Source organism: Phreatobacter aquaticus, assembly GCF_005160265.1.
Taxonomy (GTDB): domain Bacteria; phylum Pseudomonadota; class Alphaproteobacteria; order Rhizobiales; family Phreatobacteraceae; genus Phreatobacter; species Phreatobacter aquaticus.
Map to the genome: position 1 here is coordinate 2,928,585 of NZ_CP039865.1, position 16,297 is coordinate 2,944,881.

The 16,297-nt window shown below is 66.8% G+C and carries 15 protein-coding genes; 8 read left to right on the plus strand and 7 right to left on the minus strand.

Annotated elements, in window-relative coordinates; translation table 11 throughout:
* Nucleotides 1–67 precede the first annotated feature (67 nt).
* Complete coding sequence (locus E8L99_RS13790) at nt 68–1,984, minus strand: hypothetical protein (RefSeq protein ID WP_137100082.1); 1,917 nt, start codon at nt 1,982–1,984, stop codon at nt 68–70.
* A gap of 208 nt (nt 1,985–2,192) precedes the next feature.
* Between E8L99_RS13790 and E8L99_RS13795 the strand changes: the two genes are divergently transcribed.
* The 5 genes from E8L99_RS13795 to E8L99_RS13815 all read left to right on the plus strand — a co-directional run bounded on the left by E8L99_RS13795 (nt 2,193) and on the right by E8L99_RS13815 (nt 6,873).
* On the plus strand, nt 2,193–2,864 hold the full coding sequence (locus E8L99_RS13795) for a thiamine phosphate synthase (protein WP_137100083.1): 672 nt from the start codon (nt 2,193–2,195) through the stop codon (nt 2,862–2,864).
* Nucleotides 2,861–3,832 carry a tetratricopeptide repeat protein gene (locus tag E8L99_RS13800; RefSeq protein WP_137100084.1) on the plus strand — a complete coding sequence of 324 codons (972 nt, stop codon included), beginning with the start codon at nt 2,861–2,863 and terminating at the stop codon, nt 3,830–3,832. The genes E8L99_RS13795 and E8L99_RS13800 overlap by 4 nt, the downstream gene beginning before the upstream one ends.
* 99 nt (nt 3,833–3,931) lie before the next feature.
* Complete coding sequence (locus E8L99_RS13805; protein WP_137100085.1) at nt 3,932–4,729, plus strand: inositol monophosphatase family protein; 798 nt, start codon at nt 3,932–3,934, stop codon at nt 4,727–4,729.
* 3 nt (nt 4,730–4,732) lie between these two features.
* The gene (locus tag E8L99_RS13810) at nt 4,733–5,257 is read left to right on the plus strand and encodes a hypothetical protein (RefSeq protein WP_137100086.1); all 525 of its coding nucleotides are present in this window, start codon (nt 4,733–4,735) and stop codon (nt 5,255–5,257) included.
* A gap of 116 nt (nt 5,258–5,373) precedes the next feature.
* On the plus strand, nt 5,374–6,873 hold the full coding sequence (locus E8L99_RS13815) for a sensor domain-containing diguanylate cyclase (protein ID WP_137100087.1): 1,500 nt from the start codon (nt 5,374–5,376) through the stop codon (nt 6,871–6,873).
* Here E8L99_RS13815 and miaA read toward each other — a convergent pair.
* Nucleotides 6,864–7,775 (minus strand): tRNA (adenosine(37)-N6)-dimethylallyltransferase MiaA, encoded by a 912-nt coding sequence (miaA, locus tag E8L99_RS13820; RefSeq protein ID WP_137100088.1) that lies wholly within the window; start codon nt 7,773–7,775, stop codon nt 6,864–6,866. The two genes, E8L99_RS13815 and miaA, sit on opposite strands and share 10 nt — an antisense overlap.
* 27 nt (nt 7,776–7,802) lie before the next feature.
* On the opposite strand from miaA, the gene serB reads away from it, so the two are divergent.
* Nucleotides 7,803–8,699 carry a phosphoserine phosphatase SerB gene (gene serB / locus E8L99_RS13825; RefSeq protein WP_137100089.1) on the plus strand — a complete coding sequence of 299 codons (897 nt, stop codon included), beginning with the start codon at nt 7,803–7,805 and terminating at the stop codon, nt 8,697–8,699.
* Between the two features lie 46 nt (nt 8,700–8,745).
* Here serB and E8L99_RS13830 read toward each other — a convergent pair whose 3' ends face one another.
* The 5 genes from E8L99_RS13830 to E8L99_RS13850 form a co-directional block, all read right to left on the minus strand.
* Nucleotides 8,746–10,329 (minus strand): Do family serine endopeptidase, encoded by a 1,584-nt coding sequence (locus tag E8L99_RS13830; protein WP_137100090.1) that lies wholly within the window; start codon nt 10,327–10,329, stop codon nt 8,746–8,748.
* Between the two features lie 137 nt (nt 10,330–10,466).
* A complete protein-coding gene (locus tag E8L99_RS13835; protein ID WP_137100091.1) occupies nt 10,467–10,886 on the minus strand; it encodes a carboxymuconolactone decarboxylase family protein in 420 nt (139 codons plus the stop codon).
* A 44-nt stretch (nt 10,887–10,930) separates the two neighbouring features.
* Nucleotides 10,931–12,061 carry a M20/M25/M40 family metallo-hydrolase gene (locus E8L99_RS13840; protein ID WP_137100092.1) on the minus strand — a complete coding sequence of 377 codons (1,131 nt, stop codon included), beginning with the start codon at nt 12,059–12,061 and terminating at the stop codon, nt 10,931–10,933.
* A 54-nt stretch (nt 12,062–12,115) separates the two neighbouring features.
* Nucleotides 12,116–13,204 carry a lytic transglycosylase domain-containing protein gene (locus E8L99_RS13845; RefSeq protein ID WP_137100093.1) on the minus strand — a complete coding sequence of 363 codons (1,089 nt, stop codon included), beginning with the start codon at nt 13,202–13,204 and terminating at the stop codon, nt 12,116–12,118.
* Between the two features lie 48 nt (nt 13,205–13,252).
* Nucleotides 13,253–14,125: a DMT family transporter gene (locus E8L99_RS13850; RefSeq protein ID WP_137100094.1), complete on the minus strand. Its 873-nt coding sequence runs from the start codon at nt 14,123–14,125 to the stop codon at nt 13,253–13,255.
* Between the two features lie 264 nt (nt 14,126–14,389).
* On the opposite strand from E8L99_RS13850, the gene E8L99_RS13855 reads away from it, so the two are divergent.
* The gene (locus tag E8L99_RS13855) at nt 14,390–15,487 is read left to right on the plus strand and encodes a TRAP transporter substrate-binding protein (protein ID WP_137100095.1); all 1,098 of its coding nucleotides are present in this window, start codon (nt 14,390–14,392) and stop codon (nt 15,485–15,487) included.
* 65 nt (nt 15,488–15,552) lie between these two features.
* Nucleotides 15,553–16,248, plus strand: a complete 696-nt coding sequence (locus E8L99_RS13860; RefSeq protein WP_137100096.1) for a hypothetical protein — start codon at nt 15,553–15,555, stop codon at nt 16,246–16,248.
* The last annotated feature ends 49 nt before the right edge of the window (nt 16,249–16,297 follow it).

Consider the following 16,297-nt stretch of genomic DNA (forward strand, 5'->3'; position numbering starts at 1 on the left):
GCAGCCGGAATGCAAACGGGGAGGCGCGAGCCTCCCCGTTTTTCTTTGGGTGCGTCTGCTGATGGGGTCAGCGGTTGGCGCGAACCTGGATGTTCAGCATCGGCAGCAGCGCCAGCGGCGAAGACCGGGCGGCCATGGCGAGTGCCGCCAGCGGCAACTCGCCCTTCGGCGTCGCCGAGATCGTCAGCGAGTTCGGATCATCGAGGAATGCGTTGACGGCGGTGCGGATGCTGGCGGCCAGCGCCTTGTCCTGGATGAACTGACCGATCAGGGCCGACGCCTGCTCCTTCAGCTGTTCGGTGAAGGCGTCTTCCTCCACGCCCGCCTGCTCGGCCGTGTGGGTGAGGAGCGATGCGACGGCGCCGTCCTCGGTATAGGACAGCGTCAGCGGGCCTGCCTTGGCGGCAAGGCCCAGCGTCGCGGCCGTTCCCGGCAGGCCTTCGATCTGCTGGCGCTCCAGGCCGCCGATCGTCATGGCCAGCGTCAGGGCGCCGACATCGGCCACCGTGATGTTGAGGTTGCGCAACCGCAGTTCCCGGGCGGCCTCGACATATTCGAGTTCGAATTCCGACGACAGCAAGATCTTGTCCTCGATGCCGAGCGGCGCCATCTGGGCACGCTGGATCGGATCGGTGACAGGAGCTTCAAAGCCGGTCATGCGGGCCCGAAGCCGGGTCGGCACCAGCCCGATGCGCGGGCCAGCCTCCACCTCGAAGCGCTCCACCTTGCCAAGTGACTGGCCGGTGCGGTCGGTCACGGCGACGCCCTCGAACAGGACGCGGCGGATATCCGGATAGGCAGCGGGCGGCACGGTCTGGCCCTGCGCGAACCGTCCTTCCGATATTTCCTTGCCCAGAGCCACCAGGCCCGACCCGTCGATCCCTTCGATAGCGAAGCGGGCGATGCGGCCGCGCTGGCCATTGTTGGCCGGTGCAGCCATGCCGTTGACCTCGATCGAGCCAAGTTTGCCCTGGCTCAGCCCGACAAAGGCCATCCGTTCCATCGAGATATCTTCGTTGGTCGGCGACTGGCCCTTGAAATTGACCATCTCGATCCGCTCGATATCGAGCCGCGAGAAGATCTCGGCCGCTGCGCCGATCGAACGGCGGCGGCCCGCATCGTCCGTCGCCGAGGGATCGATGTCGCGGATCGATTCGGTGATCGCGAGCAGGGACCGCTCGCCGGGGCGCATTGTGATCTTGCCGATGATCAGGCGCTCGATGGAAAAGGGCTGGCCGGTCTGGCTGGCGCTGCGCACCTGTTCGATCGTGCCGCTCTCCAGCGCGACAGTCGATGTCGTGCCCGTGGCGATAGCTGCGGTTGCATCGACGCCGGTCAGCCGGATCTGACCGATCTCGACCTTCGGGCCGGCCGGCCCCTGCTGGGTGCTGGTCGAGAGCCCGCCAATGGTGATCTCGCCGATCTTGCCGCGCGCGAACCTGTTGAAGCGGACGTTGCGATAGATGCCTTCATCCGTGCGCCCCATCTGGCGCCGCGTGATGGTCAATGACGGGATATCGATGCGCTCGGACGAAAATCCGGTCAGCGCGGCCTGGCTTGCCCCCGAAAACAGCGGTTCGCCGGCTGCAAGGCTTGCCAGCAGCGCGGCCAGCGAGCCTTGGGCGTTCGCCACATCGACACGGTCGGCGCGATAGGCGGGGCCATCGGAGCCCGTTCCCTCGACGCCTTCCAGAAGCACGCGGGCGTTCTGCAGGCTGTCCCCGCTTGCACCACCCGTCACCGTGATCCGATTGACCTTGACCCCGACGGCGCGCTGGCCGGTCGACGCGAATGTGACGCCCGTGAAGACCAGATTGGAGCCCTCTTCGCGGGCCTCGCCGAACGTCGCGCCCGAGACTTGCAGGCCGGCAAGCGCTGCAGTTGCGGCTTTGGAGAGGTCCTCGGCCGGCCCAGCCTGGGCGGCAGCCGACATGACCAGGAGAAGCGCCGCCGAAAGGCGGAGGGGCGCGGTGCGCGACATCATCGTGTGTGTCCTGACGTTGGGGTGGTCCTGACGATCGACCGGTGGATCATAACGGCAAACAACGCACTGGCATCTCAGCGGTTGCCCATACGTGCCGCGTCTGTTCGGCGCACCCTCGCCATGACTTGTTTCCAAACGATGTCGGCTGCGATGAAATTTCATTCGGCTCTCCCCTTTTTCGCCGCTTTCGGTCATAGGGTGCTGGATCATGTCAAAGACCCAACCGATTGCCATTCCGCCGACCCAGCTCGTGCTGATCACGCCGCTCATCGGCGAGCCCGAAGCGTTTCTCGCAACCCTCGACCTCGCGCTCGCCGCAGGGCCGGTTGCAGCTGTCATCGCGCGCCTTGAGCCGGTCGATGAACGCACCGCCATCAATCGGGTCAAGGTGCTGGCCAAGGCCGTCCAGGCCCGCGGCGCGGCGCTGATGGTGGACGCCCCCGTCGATGTCGTGGTGCGCGGCGGCGCCGATGGTCAGCATCTGAGCTTCGATGCGGAGCGGCTCGATGAAGCCGTCGGCCGGCTGCAGCCGGACCGCATGGTGGGCGTCGATGGATTGAAATCGCGCGACGACGCCATGACCTGCGGCGAGCGTGGCGCCGACTATGTGATGTTCGGCGACCCCATCGTGTCCCGCCACGCGGAGAAGAACGGGGTTCTGCCGCCGTTCCACGCTGTCGTCGAGCGGGTCGCCTGGTGGGCCGAGGTGTTCGAGGTGCCCGTCGTCGGCTATGCGCCGGATATTGACGGCGTCGCGACCCTTGCCGGTGTCCACGCCGATTTCGTCGCCCTCGGCGACGCTATCTGGAAGGATCCGGAAGGGCCTGCAAAGGCGGTCGCGAGGGCCGTCGCGGCATTGGCTGTCGGAGCGACGGCATGAGGTTCGTCGCAGCCCAACGCTATCTGCTCGCGGTGGCGCTCACGGGGCTGCTGCCGGGATCTGCCAGTGCCCAGACACGCGCCGCACCGACACGTCCCGTCCCGGCCATGACGCCTGCGCCCCCCGCCGCCCCGACCGGCGACGCGGCCTTTGCCGCCTACCAGCGCGGCCAGTTCCTGACCGCGCTCCGCGAGGCGACCGTGCGCGTCGAGGCGACGCCGCCCGACCCCATCGCGATGACGCTGATCGGCGAGCTTCACGCCACCGGCCTCGGTGTGCCGCAGAACGAGCAGAAGGCGCTGGGTTGGTACCGGCTCGCGGCCGACCGCGGCGACCGCAACGCGATGTTCGCCCTCGGCATGATGCAGATCGAGGGCAAGGCGGGATTGACGCGCGATCCGGCCCTCGCGAAGTCGTTCTTTGAAAAGGCGGCGGCGCTTGGCCATGTCGCAGCCCAGTACAATCTCGGGCTGATGGCCTTTGCCGGTCAGGCTGGCGCGCAGGACATGCCGGCCGCGGCCCGCTGGTTCGAGAAGGCCGCGGAAGCCGGCAGCGCCGATGCGCAATATGCGCTCGCGGTCATGCTCAAGGACGGCAATGGCGTTGCCGTCGATCTGGCTCGCTCCGCCCGTCTGATGCAATCTGCGGCCTCCCAGGACCTCGCCGAGGCGCAGATCGATTTCGCCATCATGCTGTTCAACGGCCATGGCGTGCCGAAGGACGAGGCCGCATCGGCACGGCTTTTCCAGCGCGCCGCACTGCGCGGCAATCCGGTCGCGATGAACCGCTTTGCCCGACTGCTCGCGAGCGGCAGAGGTGTCGCAGCCGATCCGCTCAAGGCCGCGCAATGGTATACGCTCGCCCGCGTTCTGGGCTCCGACGATGCCTGGCTCTCCGATTTCGTGGCCAAGCTTGACCCGGTCCAGCGCGACCAGGCCGAGCGCGGCGCGCGGGAATGGATGCGCTGAGCGGCTGCCGATCGCTCGCCGCAAACCGTCGAAAGCTTGACCCTGGCGTCACGGGCGGGCATGACGCGCGCTTAGACGTGATGCGTCCCAAGGATTACCATGCTTCGCTCCGCCCTGCTCAATGTCATGGTCGGCGCCGCCCTCAAGGCGGGCCGCGGCCTCAAGCGCGACTTCGGCGAGGTGGAAAACCTCCAGGTCTCGCTGAAGGGGCCTGCCGATTTCGTCAGTGCGGCCGATCGCAAGGCCGAGGAGGTCGTCAAGGCCGAGCTGATGAAGGCCCGGCCGGGCTATGGCTTCATCGGCGAGGAGGGCGGGCGCACCGAGGGCTCCGACGTCACCCACACGTGGATCGTCGATCCGCTCGACGGCACCACCAATTTCCTGCACGGCATTCCCCATTTCGCCGTGTCGATCGCGCTGGAGCGCAATGGCGTTCTGGTTGCGGGCGTCATCTACAATCCGGCCAATGACGAGCTCTACATGGCCGAGCGCGGCGTCGGCGCCTTCCTGAACGACCGCCGCCTGCGCGTCTCCGCCCGCAAGAAGCCCGAGGACAGCGTCGTCGGCTGCGGCATTCCGCATATTGCCCGCGGTGACCATTCCGAGTTTCGCAACGAGATGCGGATCGTCCAGTCCCGCTTCGCCGGCCTGCGCCGGATGGGCGCCTGCGCGCTCGATCTCGCCTATGTTGCGGCCGGGCGGTTCGACGGCTTCTGGGAGCGGGGCGTGTCGTCGTGGGACCTCGCGGCCGGCATCGTTCTGGTCCGTGAGGCCGGCGGCTTCGTCACCGATTGCGAGGGCCACGACGCCATGCTGGTGAAGGGCGACGTCTGCTGCGGCAACGAGCCGATCCACAAGGAGCTTCTCGCCGCCATCAAGGAAGGCCAGAAGGGCTGAGCGATGGGGCAGGCCAAGAGGCGCAAAGAGGCCGGCGAGCGCGTCTCCTTCTGCCGCACCTGCACCTATTGCTGCTCACTTCCCACCATCGAGGCGCTCGACAAGCCGGCCTATAGGCCCTGTCAGCATATCCGTGACAATGGCTGCTCGATCTTTGGCCAGCCCGAGCGGCCGGGCACTTGCACCGCCTATGCCTGCGCCTATCTGTCCGCCAGGCTCGCCGACAGTCCGGACCGCAATCGCATTCCGCACCCGCTCGATTGCGGCGCCTATTTCCACCGCGACCCCGTGGAGAAGGTGATCTTCGTCTTCATCGACCCCAAGCGGCCGATGCTGTGGAAGGCGAGCCCGCTGCCGGACCTCTTCAGGGCGCAATTCCCGGCTGGTTTCGTGCTTTTCATCACCGACCGCGGCCGCCAGATGGTGATCCGTGATGCAGCAACCTTCGGCGAGGTTCTGGCCCGGGACTTCGTCGAGATCGCTGATCGTGAAGGGCGACCGCTGGACGTGCCGAGTTTCTCTGGGTGACCGAAGTGATCCGGACCCCCTTTACCTCGCCTTAAGTCAGCTCTGGCACGCTGACCTTGAGGTAAGTACACGTGCAACACGCTGAAATCTTTGTCGATAACATCGCAGGTCGCGCGTTGGCACCGGCAATCCGCCGGTTGCTGGACGTCTGGACCTCGTTCCACGACAGTTACGGCTATGCACCGTTTGCCCCGTTCGATCCGGAAGCGCTGGGACCGATCGCCGACGACATGATCGTGATCCAGCCGCAGGGCCCCGATGACGGGACCTATCTGCACTACGGACGCTCCATCGCGGCAACCAGTGGCGCCGACATGACCGGTAAGCGCATGGGCGACGTCCACTCGGCCATCGGGCGGCTCTTCCGTGAGTCCCAAGCCAAGGTGATTGCCGAGAAGCGGCCGGTCCTGACGGTCCATCGCCGGGGCGAGACCCGCTCCGAGCAATGGGAGCGCCTGGTGCTCCCTTGCCGCCAGACCGATGGTTCCGACCTGATCGTTGTGTTCTGCAAGAGCCGCTCGGAATCCGGTGACGTGCTTGCGGCCCTGCTGGACGCCTCCCTGCACGGAATTCTGGCCGTCCGCCTGATCCGCGATGAGGCTGGCGAACCGGTTGACGGCGAAATCACCCTTGCCAACCGCCGCGCCGCCTATTTCGCAGGCCGATCGCTCGACGAGATGACCGGTGCGCGGGTCCTTTCGCTCTTTCCCGATCTGACGACGCGTGACCTGTGGTCGCGCTATGTGGCGGTGGCCGTCGGCAAGCAGCCGTTGGAATTCACCATGCCCTACGATCGCGACGGGCGGACGCGCTGGTTTGAAGTTTCGGTCGTCCCGCATGGCGACGGGTTCATGGTCACCTATACCGACATTACCAAGCGCAAGGCCGACGAGGACGCGGCGCGGCAACGCGAAGCGGAGATCGCGACCGCCAATCAGGTGTTGCAGAAGGAAATCGCGCGGCGTCAGGAGCTTGAGGCCGAGTTGAACCGGCTCGCGACTATCGATCCCCTGACGGGCGCCCGCAATCGGCGCGCCATCGCCGAGGGCCTGCAGAACACGCTGGCCCTGTCCGAGCGCTATGGCCATCCGATCTCGGTCTTCGTCATGGATCTGGATCACTTCAAGCGGGTCAACGACACCCATGGCCACGCGGCGGGCGATATCGTGCTGCGCTCCACGGCCAGCATCCTGACCCATGGGCTGCGCGAAGACGTGGACATGATTGGCCGGCTCGGCGGCGAAGAGTTCATCGCGATCCTGCCGCATACGGGGTTGGAAGGGGCCGTTCTGGTGGCCGAGCGGATCCGCAAGATGCTCGCCACGACCCAGGTCGCTCATGGCGCTGATTGGCTGGGCTGCACGGGCTCCTTCGGTGTTGCCTGCTGGGACGGGCGCGAACATCCGGACCGGCTGCTGAGCCGCGCCGACGAAGCGCTCTATCGTGCGAAATCGGCCGGTCGAAATCTCGTGGCGGTGGATGAGGGGACGACCGGAACGGCGGTGCTGCATCCCGAGGGCATTGCCATGGCGCCAACCTCGGAAGAGCCCAGTCCGATCAAGCGGACCCGTCGCTCGACCGCGCCACGGCGCAAGGCCGATCCGCGTCAGGGCTGAACAAGCGCCGACAATGTCGCGAGGGCGTCTGCCGGGCTTGTGGCGACAAAGCCCGGCATCTGATGGCGAAACCAGGTTTCCTGCCGCTTGGCATAGGCGCGCGTGTCACGCTGTCCCTTGCTGACGGCATCATCCATCGACATCTCGCCGCGAAGATGCGCGATCAGGCCGGGCACGCCATGCGCTCGCATCGCCGGCAGGGCCGGATCAAGCCTGCGCTCCGCCAGCCGACGGACCTCTTCCAGGGCCCCCTCTGCCATCATCGTCTCGAAACGCCGGTCGATGCGGTCGCGCAGCACCTGGCGGTCGACCGCCAGGAAGACGCCAGGTGAGCGTGCTGCGTCGAGCAGGGGAGCCGACCGCCCGTCCCTCTGCCATTCCACGAGCGGTCTGCCCGTCGCCTCCATCACCTCAAGCGCCCGGACAATGCGTTGGGGATCGCTTGGCCGGAGGCCCGCCGCGGTCTGCGGGTCGATCTGGGTGAGACGCGCATGGAGGTCTTGCGGGCTCTGGCCCAGGGCTTCGTCCCGAATGCGGGCTCGGACGTCGGTGGGAACGGGCGGGATCGCCGAGAGACCCTCCAGCAGCGCCTTGAAATAGAGCCCGGTGCCACCGACCAGGATCGGCAATTGCCCGGCCGCTGTGGTCTCGCCAATGATCCGGCTCGCCGCCGCGATCCACCGCCCGACCGAGAAATTCTCGCTGGCATCGACGGTGCCGTAGAGGCGGTGGGGGACGCGCGCCATCTCATCCGCATTCGGACGGGCCGTGATGACGGCCAGATCCGCATAGACCTGCATGGAATCGGCATTGATCACGACGCCATCGAAACGCTCGGCGATCTCGATCGCCAGCGCAGACTTGCCGCTGGCGGTCGGACCTGCGATGAGGACGGCCTTCATTCTGGCTGTTTTCGCAGGACTTTCGTCTTGACCCACGTCGCGACCCTCATTTCCAATCCGGCGAAGCCTGCCGTGACCCCGGATGCTGTCAAAGCCGCCAGCGCCACGCTTCACAATGCGGCAGAACCGGCGACGCTCAATGCCGGCATTGCCGTCGACATTCCTTTCGCACCGGCTGGTGGCAGCGACAACAGGGCCGTAGCCGATCGTCTCCGCGCGGTCCTCGAGGGACTGCCGGTCGATGTCGTGGTGCAACCCGCGGCTGGCCGGCGCAAGCGGCTTTTCCTCGCCGACATGGATTCCACCATGATCGGACAGGAATGCATCGATGAGCTCGCCGATCTCGTTGGGCTCAAGGAGCATGTGTCGGCGATCACCGAGCGGGCGATGCGGGGTGAGATCGCCTTCGAGCCGGCTCTGCGCGAGCGCGTGGCGCTTCTGAAAGGGCTGGACGAGGGCGTGGTCGAGGAGGTGATTGCGAGCCGCATCACGCTGACGCCCGGCGGACGGGAACTGGTCCAGACCATGCGCGCCAGCGGCGCCTATGCGGCCCTCGTTTCAGGTGGCTTCACGCTCTTCACGGGCCCCATTGGCGGCATGATCGGCTTCCATGAAGACCGTTCCAACAAGCTCGTCGTCGAGGGCGGCAAGCTTGCCGGCCTGGTCGAAGAGCCGATCCTTGGGCGCGAGGCCAAGCGCGAGACGCTGATCGAACTCCGGGAGCGCTTTAGCCTTGGTGCTCACGAGACCATGGCCGTTGGCGATGGTGCCAATGACCTCGCCATGCTGGGCGAGGCGGGCATTGGCGTCGCCTATCATGCCAAGCCCAAGGTCGCGGCCGAGGCGTCGGTGCGCATCGACCATGGCGACCTTTCAGCGCTTCTCTACATGCAGGGCTACGCCAGAGCCGAATTCAAGGCATGAAAAAGGGGGCCTCAGGCCCCCTTGATCAGTCGGTCTCGATGCCGCGTCAGCGCAGGTTGAGCGCCACGAACCGCCGGTCGCCCTCGGCATTCGACACCAGGAACAGTGCCGAATTGCGGCCCTCGGCCTTGAGGGCCTCGATCCGCCGGGTGATATCGGCCGGCGAATTCACCGGCTCGTTCTGCACTTCGAGGATGACGTTGCCGGCCTCGATGCGCCGCTCGGCTGCCCGCGAATTCGGATCGACCTGGGTCACGATGACGCCACGCGCATCATCGCGGAGACGATAGCGCTGGCGCAGTTCCGCCGTCACCCCCGACAGCGACAGGCCAAGGGCCGTGACGGTCGGGTTCTCGCGCGGCCGCTCCGCCGGCTGCCGGCCGGTCGAGGCCTGCTGGATATTGCCTTCGCGGCGACCAAGCGTGATCGTCAGCGTCTGTTCGGCACCGGCCCGCATCACGACCAGTGGCACGGCCTTGCCGACTGCCGTTTCGGAGACGATGCGCGGCAGTTCGCGGGAATTGCGGACATCACGACCATCGAAGCGGATGATCACGTCGCCGGTCCTGAGGCCAGCGGGGCCGGCGGGGCCGGTCGGCTCGATGCCGGCCACCAGGGCGCCGCGCGAGCCGCGCAGGTTGAGGCTTTCCGCGATCTCGTCGGTGACCTCCTGGATGCGCACGCCGAGCCAGCCACGGCGCGTTTCGCCGAATTCGCGCAGCTGCCCGATGATCGGGCGAGCGGTATTGGCCGGAACGGCGAAGGCGATGCCGATATTGCCGCCGGACTGCGAGAAGATCGCCGTGTTGATGCCGATCACGTCGCCGGCCATGTTGAACAGCGGGCCGCCCGAATTGCCGCGATTGATGGCGGCATCGGTCTGGATGTAGTTGTCGAACGGACCGGACTGGATGTCGCGGTTCTTCGCCGAGACGATGCCGGCCGTCACCGTGCCGCCGAGGCCCAGCGGATTGCCGATGGCCATCACCGGCTCGCCGATGCGGATCTTGTCGGAATCGGCGAGATTGACCGAGACCAGCGGCTTTTCCGGCTTCACCCGGAGAACGGCGATGTCGATCTCGCGGTCACGGCCGACGAGTTCGGCCTTCAGGCGCGTGCCGTCGTTGAAGATCACTGTGATCTCGTCGGCGCCATCGATGACGTGATTGTTGGTGATGATGATGCCCGAGGGATCGATCACGAAGCCCGAACCGAGCGACGACTGACGCCGCTGCGGCGTCTGCTGTCCCTGCTGGCCGGGAGCACCGGGACCGCCCGGTGCACCAGGAGCGCCTTCGCCGCGCCGGCGGAAGAATTCCTCGAACAATTCGTCAAACGGGGCGCCGGGGCCGGGGCGATTCTGGCCGCCGGGTGCCTGGCCACCGGGACCGCCGGGCGGGCGACCGCCGGGGGGACGCGCTGCAGCCGTGTCGATCCGGGTCGAGGTCGAAATGTTGACCACGGCATCGATCACGCGTTCGGCGAGATCGGAAACATCCACCGCGGAGCGGGCCTGAGCCTGGGGCACCGCCACCGGTGAGAGGCTGGCTGCGCCGCCAAGGGCTGCCGCGAGAGCCGCAATCGCGAGGCTCTGGCCTAGCCGGCGGGTTGAAGAAACTGTGCGCGCCATGGTCGTTCCCCGGAAAGGTGGCAAGGGCAAACCCGCCAGTCGTGGCGGGTTCTGGATCATGCCCCTAGTCAACCATGAATTGAGGCGAATTGGCGACCGTTGAAACGCTGCGTCACCGCGACATTCCGCGTCAGCGGTCAATCCTCGGTGATGGACCGTGGCGGCTGACGCAGAAAGGCGGCGTCGACCGGCACCTGGAGGCCCGTTGCCAGCCGATTGGTTTCGCTCGCCATGCCGACGACGGCCATCAGTTCCATGAACTGGGCGTCGGACATGCCCTTGGCGCGCGCGGCGGCCGCATGCGAGTTGATGCAATAGTTGCAGCCATTGGCAATCGACACCGCGACATAGATCAGTTCCTTGGTCAGCGGGTCGAGGGCGCCCGGCGCCATCACCTGCTTGATGCTCTCCCAGGTCCGCTTCAGGCTGACGGGGTCATGGGCCAGCGCCCGCCAGAAATTGTTGACGAAGTCGCTCTTCCGGGTCTCCCGGATGTCGGCGAAGACCGCTGCCGCCTCCGGCGAGAGCTGGTCGTCATCGAGAAGCGGCATGGTCATCGGCGTTACTCTCGGCTCTGTTGGCCAGGATTCTGGCGGTTGGCTCAACCCGCCAGATCCTCGATCAGGCCGGCGAGGATTGTCCCGCGCGGGGTGATCGAGCGAATGTCGCAGAATTCTTCCTTGGTGTGGATGCCGCCACCCCAGACCCCGAGCCCGTCAAGCGTCGGAACGCCAAGCGCGCCGGTGAAATTGCCGTCCGAGCCGCCGCCCGACTGCATGTGATCGAACGGCCAGCCATGGGCATCGGCAATCGCCTTGGCCTTGGCATAGAGCGCCATGGTTGCGGCATTCGCGACATAGAGCGGCCGGACCGGTCCCGCCTCGATGGTGACCCGCGTGCCGGGGAAGGGCGCCCGCATCGTGCGCAGGCGCTGGTCGATATCGGCGACATCCTCGGGCGTCGCGGCGACACACAGCACTTCCGCCGAACACAGCACCGGCACCACATTGACCCAGGTGCCGGAATTGACCCGGCCGACCGCGAAGGTCTGCCCCTTATCGTAGTCCGACCAGTCTTCCATCGTCTCGATGAGCCGGGCCATGGCGCGAATCGAGCTTACCCCGCGCCGGATGGCGGCACCCGCATGGGACGGCTGGCCATGAACATGGATGTTGTAGCGCAGCACCGCATGGCGGCCGGTGACGCAGACATGGTCGCGGCCGGGTTCGGGCACGAGCACATGCGCGTGCTTCTTCGCTTCGGCCTCGATGGTCGCGCGCGACGACGGCGAGCCGACCTCCTCGTCGGGGATCAGGACCACCGTCACGGTCCGCTTCAGTTTGCCGCCGCGCGCCGCGATCAGCTTGGCGAGCACATGCAGCGTCAGCACCGTGCCGCCCTTCATGTCGGTGACGCCAGGACCGTAGAGCTTGTCGCCTTCGATCCGGATGGGGAGCGGACCCGCCAGTGTGCCGACGGCATGGACCGTGTCGACATGGGCGAGGATCAGCAGGCCGGGCCTTGGCTCCGCGCCATCGAGCCGGCCCACCACCACATCGCCGAAGCCGAGCGTGCCCGCCTGCCGCTCGATGCGGAAACCCATGGCAGCCAGGTCCTTGGCGCCCTCGTCGAGCATGCGGTTGACCGCACCTGCGTCATAGGTCGGGCTCTCGATCGAGGCCCAGCGGATGATGTCGGCGACGACCTGGTCCACATTGGCGGTGACGGGCATGCAAGGCTCCTCCTGATGATGGAGCGGAGCCTAGGGCGGGTTCTGCGCGGGCGTCTACGGCGATTGCCGCTCGCGAGCTATGATCCCGAAATTCTGGCCGCCGAACTGCTGGTCGATCCGCTTGAGGCGGCTGTCGTGATCCGACCAGTTGAAGCGCCCGGTATTGCGGCCGGCTGAGGGCCCCTCGACAGGTGTCCCGGCAACCGCAGGGGCTGTGCGCGTGGGCAGGACGATGCCGCGGGCGAGCGGCGAGCCGATCGCGTTCAGGTACACCGCGGCCCTGCGGCAATATTCGAAGGAGAGCGCACTCATCTGCGCCTCGTCCCAGCCGGTGCGATATTTCATTAGGGCTTCGCAGACATTGCCGCCCGCGCGCTCCCATGCGCCTGCGAGATAGGTCACGCCGAGCCGGATATTGGTCTCAGGTTCGAACAGGTCCTGGACCGAGCCCTCGAAGCCGATCTGCTTGGCGATGCTCGGACGCAGCTGCATGACGCCGATCTCGTCGGCATTGCCGACGGCCTGCGGATTATACGCGCTCTCGATGGTGGCCACGGCATCGGCCAGGTCGATCGGAACCCGGCTCGCCTCGGCTTGCCTGCGCAGCGTGGCGAAATGCGCGGCCCGCCCGGTCGGGAACTGGTGTTCCGAAAAGACCCGGCCTTCCACACGGCGCGTCGGGGCTTCCGCAAACGGGGCCTCCGCCGGCGCAGGCTGGGTCGGCGGCTGGGTGACAACCGGAGCCGCCGGAAGCGGTGGTGCCTCTGCCGGCCGGGCCGCACCGGCCGCCTGGAAGGCATCGTCGATCCGGCTGGGTGGCGCGAGCGGTGGCTCGGTCACTGCGGGCGCCGCAGGAGGGACACTGGCGAGCCGCGGCGGAGCTGGTTCTTCCTCGGTTGCCACGGCTGCCGGCCTGTCCTCCGGCGGAGGCAGGGGCAGGGGCGCCGTGCGTGGCGCACCGGTTTCCGCCTGAGTCGGGCGCGGCGCCGCCCGACGTGCCGGCGCTGGCCGCGCAGCAGGCTGGCTGGCGACACCGGGTGGCGTCAGGTCCATCTGTGCCTGTGCTTCGCGGGGCTGGGCAAGGGCGCCCAGCAGCACCAGCGCGACGCCGCCCAGGAGACAGGTCTTGATCCCGATCTGCATGGTGAGAGTTTAGTCGCAGGTGGCCGTCATGGCTACCCGCAGCCGCGCCTATCGGCTCCTGATACGCGTTCCGACCAGCACGACCAGAGCAACAACACCGGCAAAGGCAAGTGTTTCGGCGCCGATCGGCTCACCAAGCAGCCAGGCGGCGATGGCCAGCGTCACAAAGGTTTGAAGCAGCTGCACCTGGCTGACGCGCGCGATCCCGCCGAGCGCGAGACCGGCATTCCAGAAGAAGAAGCCGATATACTGACTGACCAGCGCGAGATAGGCGAAGGCGAGCCAGGCCGTCATCGGGACCGCACCATAGGAGGCCGGTCCGGTCAGATAGGTCAGCGGCAGCGTTGCGGGCAGCGCCATCACCAGCATCCAGGACACGACCTCCCAGCCGGGCCGCGTGCCTGTCAGAACCGCGCTCAACGTGTAACCGAGGCCCGCGGCAGCGACGGCGGCCAGCAGGAACAGGTCGCCGATCGACAACGACAGCCCACCGGACTGGCGAAGTGTGAAGGCCACGACGATCGCCGCGCCGATCAGGCCCATCAGCCAGAAGGCCGGTGACGGCCGCTCACCGGTGACAAGAGCCGATGCAGCTGCGGTCGCCAGCGGCAGGATGCCCATGACGATGGCGCCGTGGCTTGCCTCGGTCGTCACCATGGCGAGCGCCATGAATCCGGGAAACCCGGTGATCAGGCAGAGCGCGACGATGCCATAGCGTCCCCATTCAACGCGGGGCGGCGGCTTGCAGCCGAGCGCCAGCAGCACGACCACCGAAACAAGGCCTGCCGCCGAGGCCCGGCCGAAGGTCACGAACCATGGATCGAGCGAGGCGACCGCCAGTCTGGTCATGGGCAGGGTCGCGCCGAACAGCACGACGCCGACGAAACCGAGGGCAAGGCCAAGAACCGGGCGGTGGGGCATGGAGGGGGCGCCAATGAACGGGCAGCGACCTTCGGTTCGGCGGTCTGGTTCGGCAAACGCATTTTGCTGATGCCATCCATCACCCAGGGGCGGCGCAGCGGGTGCCCCTCCCTGAGCGAATGGCCGGCCTGACATTTCTGGGGCGGCGAGCCGGTCCCGAACGCTCTATGGTCCCGCCGCCTGGCGTCGTCGCGGCATGTCCTGAACGAGGGCGTAGCTCACGCGACAATGCCGGCCCATTCAAAGAGACATTGAGGACGTTCCATGGACCGCCGCCGATTCATCACAACAACCGGTCTCGCGACCGGTGCCGCAGCGGCCGTCGCTGCCCCAGCCGTTGCTCAGACGAACCCGAAGGTGACCTGGCGGCTGACATCGAGCTATCCGAAGAGCCTCGACACGCTCTATGGCCTGTCGCTCCAGGTGGCCAAGCGGGTGGCCGAACTGACCGACAACAATTTCCAGATCCAGACCTTCGCCGCCGGCGAAGTCGTGCCGGCGCTCGCCGCCCTCGACGCCGTGCAGAACGGCACGGTCGAATGCGCCCACACCCTGTCGAGCTTCTATATCGGCAAGGATCCGGCTTTCGCCTTTGATACCTCGCTGCCCTTCGGCCTCAACACCCGCCAGCACAATGCCTGGCTCTATCAGGGTGGCGGTCTCGAGCTGATCCGTGACTTCTACAAGGCCTACAACATCCACATCATCCCCTCGGGCAATACCGGCGCGCAGATGGGCGGCTGGTTCCGCAAGGAGATCAGGACGGTTGCTGATCTCAAGGGCCTGAAGATGCGCATTGCCGGCCTTGGCGGCACCATTCTCGCCCGCCTCGGCGTCGTGCCCCAGCAGATCGGCGGTGGTGACATCTATCCGGCGCTGGAGCGCGGCACGATCGATGCCGCCGAGTTCTCCGGTCCCCACGATGACGAGAAGCTCGGCTTCCAGAAGGTCGCCAAGTACTATTATTACCCGGGCTGGTGGGAAGGCTGCGCCAACGTCGCCTTCATCGTGAACCAGGACAAGTGGGCAAGCCTGCCGCCGGCCTATCGCGCCGCCCTTGAGGCCGCCTGCGCCGAAGCGCTGACCCTGGGTGTCGCCAAGTACGACAACCAGAACCCCGATGCGCTGTTCCGCCTCGTGGCGGCCGGCGCCGAACTGCGCGCCTTCCCGCAGGAGATCATGCAGGCAGCCTTCAAGGAGGCGATGGCGCTCTATGGCGAACTCGCCGCCAGCAATCCGAACTTCAAGAAGTTCTACGATTCCTGGCTGCCCTACTGGCGCAAGGAGCAGGTCTGGTTCCGGGTGGCCGAACTGCCCTTCGACGCCTTCGTGTCGAGCCAGGCGCAGATGCAGGGCCGCTGATAGCCCGCGAAACCGCTCCCCCGGTTCCTGCCGGGGGAGTACCCCTCCCGTCAGGAGTGATCCCCTTGGCCGATCCGATCTTCTACGTCGTCGAGGTGGATGTTCCCGATGCCGAGCTTCCAGGCTTCGCCGCCTGGTATGCCTCCGTCCACGCGCCCCATCTCTACCAGGCCGGGTTCACGGCCTGCGCGTCCTATCTTGCCTTCGAGGGCGGGTTGAAGACGGTCGATGTCTATCAGGGGCCGGACTGGAGCCTGTTCGAGACCGAGGCCTTCGCGCGCTATCGCGACATCGCCGTGCGTGATCGCTATCGTCCGGCCTTTCTGGCGAGCCTCGACGCCTGGCGCACTGTCTATGTCGATGTGCCCTGTGCCACCCCAGCCATCGTGACCGGCGCGACGCCACTCGATGCCGACGGCCTGTCGATCTGGCGCTTCCGTGGCGGTGATGCCGAAGCGCGTCGTCTCACCGGCTGGCTGGAAGGCGAGGGCGCCGCGGCCCTCACCGCGCTCGGCGCGAAGGGCCTTCGCGTGCTCAGGCGTGGCCGCGACACGCCGACCGGCATCACGATGCGGCCCGACCTCGCCCTCGTCGTCGAATGGCCGGCCCGCCCACCGGCCAGCGTCCAAAGTCTTGTCATGCTGCCGGCGGACTTGGCGGCCCTCATGCCCGACCCGCCCTTCACCGGCGGCCGGCTCTATCCCTGGGCCGAGGACGAGGGCCTGTGCAGCGATCTCGTCGAAACCGTCTCAGGCGGCTGACCAAGCTGGCTTCACTGGCAAATATTCCTATGATCTGATAGGGTCCCGA

Bases quoted from the DNA above. Each gene is read 5' to 3' on its own strand.
- E8L99_RS13790 (WP_137100082.1), bottom strand. From the start codon at position 1,984: ATGATGTCGCGCACCGCGCCCCTCCGCCTTTCGGCGGCGCTTCTCCTG.
- E8L99_RS13795 (WP_137100083.1), top strand. From the start codon at position 2,193: ATGTCAAAGACCCAACCGATTGCCATTCCGCCGACCCAGCTCGTGCTG.
- E8L99_RS13800 (WP_137100084.1), top strand. From the start codon at position 2,861: ATGAGGTTCGTCGCAGCCCAACGCTATCTGCTCGCGGTGGCGCTCACG.
- E8L99_RS13805 (WP_137100085.1), top strand. From the start codon at position 3,932: ATGCTTCGCTCCGCCCTGCTCAATGTCATGGTCGGCGCCGCCCTCAAG.
- E8L99_RS13810 (WP_137100086.1), top strand. From the start codon at position 4,733: ATGGGGCAGGCCAAGAGGCGCAAAGAGGCCGGCGAGCGCGTCTCCTTC.
- miaA (WP_137100088.1), bottom strand. From the start codon at position 7,775: ATGAAGGCCGTCCTCATCGCAGGTCCGACCGCCAGCGGCAAGTCTGCG.
- E8L99_RS13830 (WP_137100090.1), bottom strand. From the start codon at position 10,329: ATGGCGCGCACAGTTTCTTCAACCCGCCGGCTAGGCCAGAGCCTCGCG.
- E8L99_RS13835 (WP_137100091.1), bottom strand. From the start codon at position 10,886: ATGACCATGCCGCTTCTCGATGACGACCAGCTCTCGCCGGAGGCGGCA.
- E8L99_RS13840 (WP_137100092.1), bottom strand. From the start codon at position 12,061: ATGCCCGTCACCGCCAATGTGGACCAGGTCGTCGCCGACATCATCCGC.
- E8L99_RS13845 (WP_137100093.1), bottom strand. From the start codon at position 13,204: ATGCAGATCGGGATCAAGACCTGTCTCCTGGGCGGCGTCGCGCTGGTG.
- E8L99_RS13850 (WP_137100094.1), bottom strand. From the start codon at position 14,125: ATGCCCCACCGCCCGGTTCTTGGCCTTGCCCTCGGTTTCGTCGGCGTC.
- E8L99_RS13855 (WP_137100095.1), top strand. From the start codon at position 14,390: ATGGACCGCCGCCGATTCATCACAACAACCGGTCTCGCGACCGGTGCC.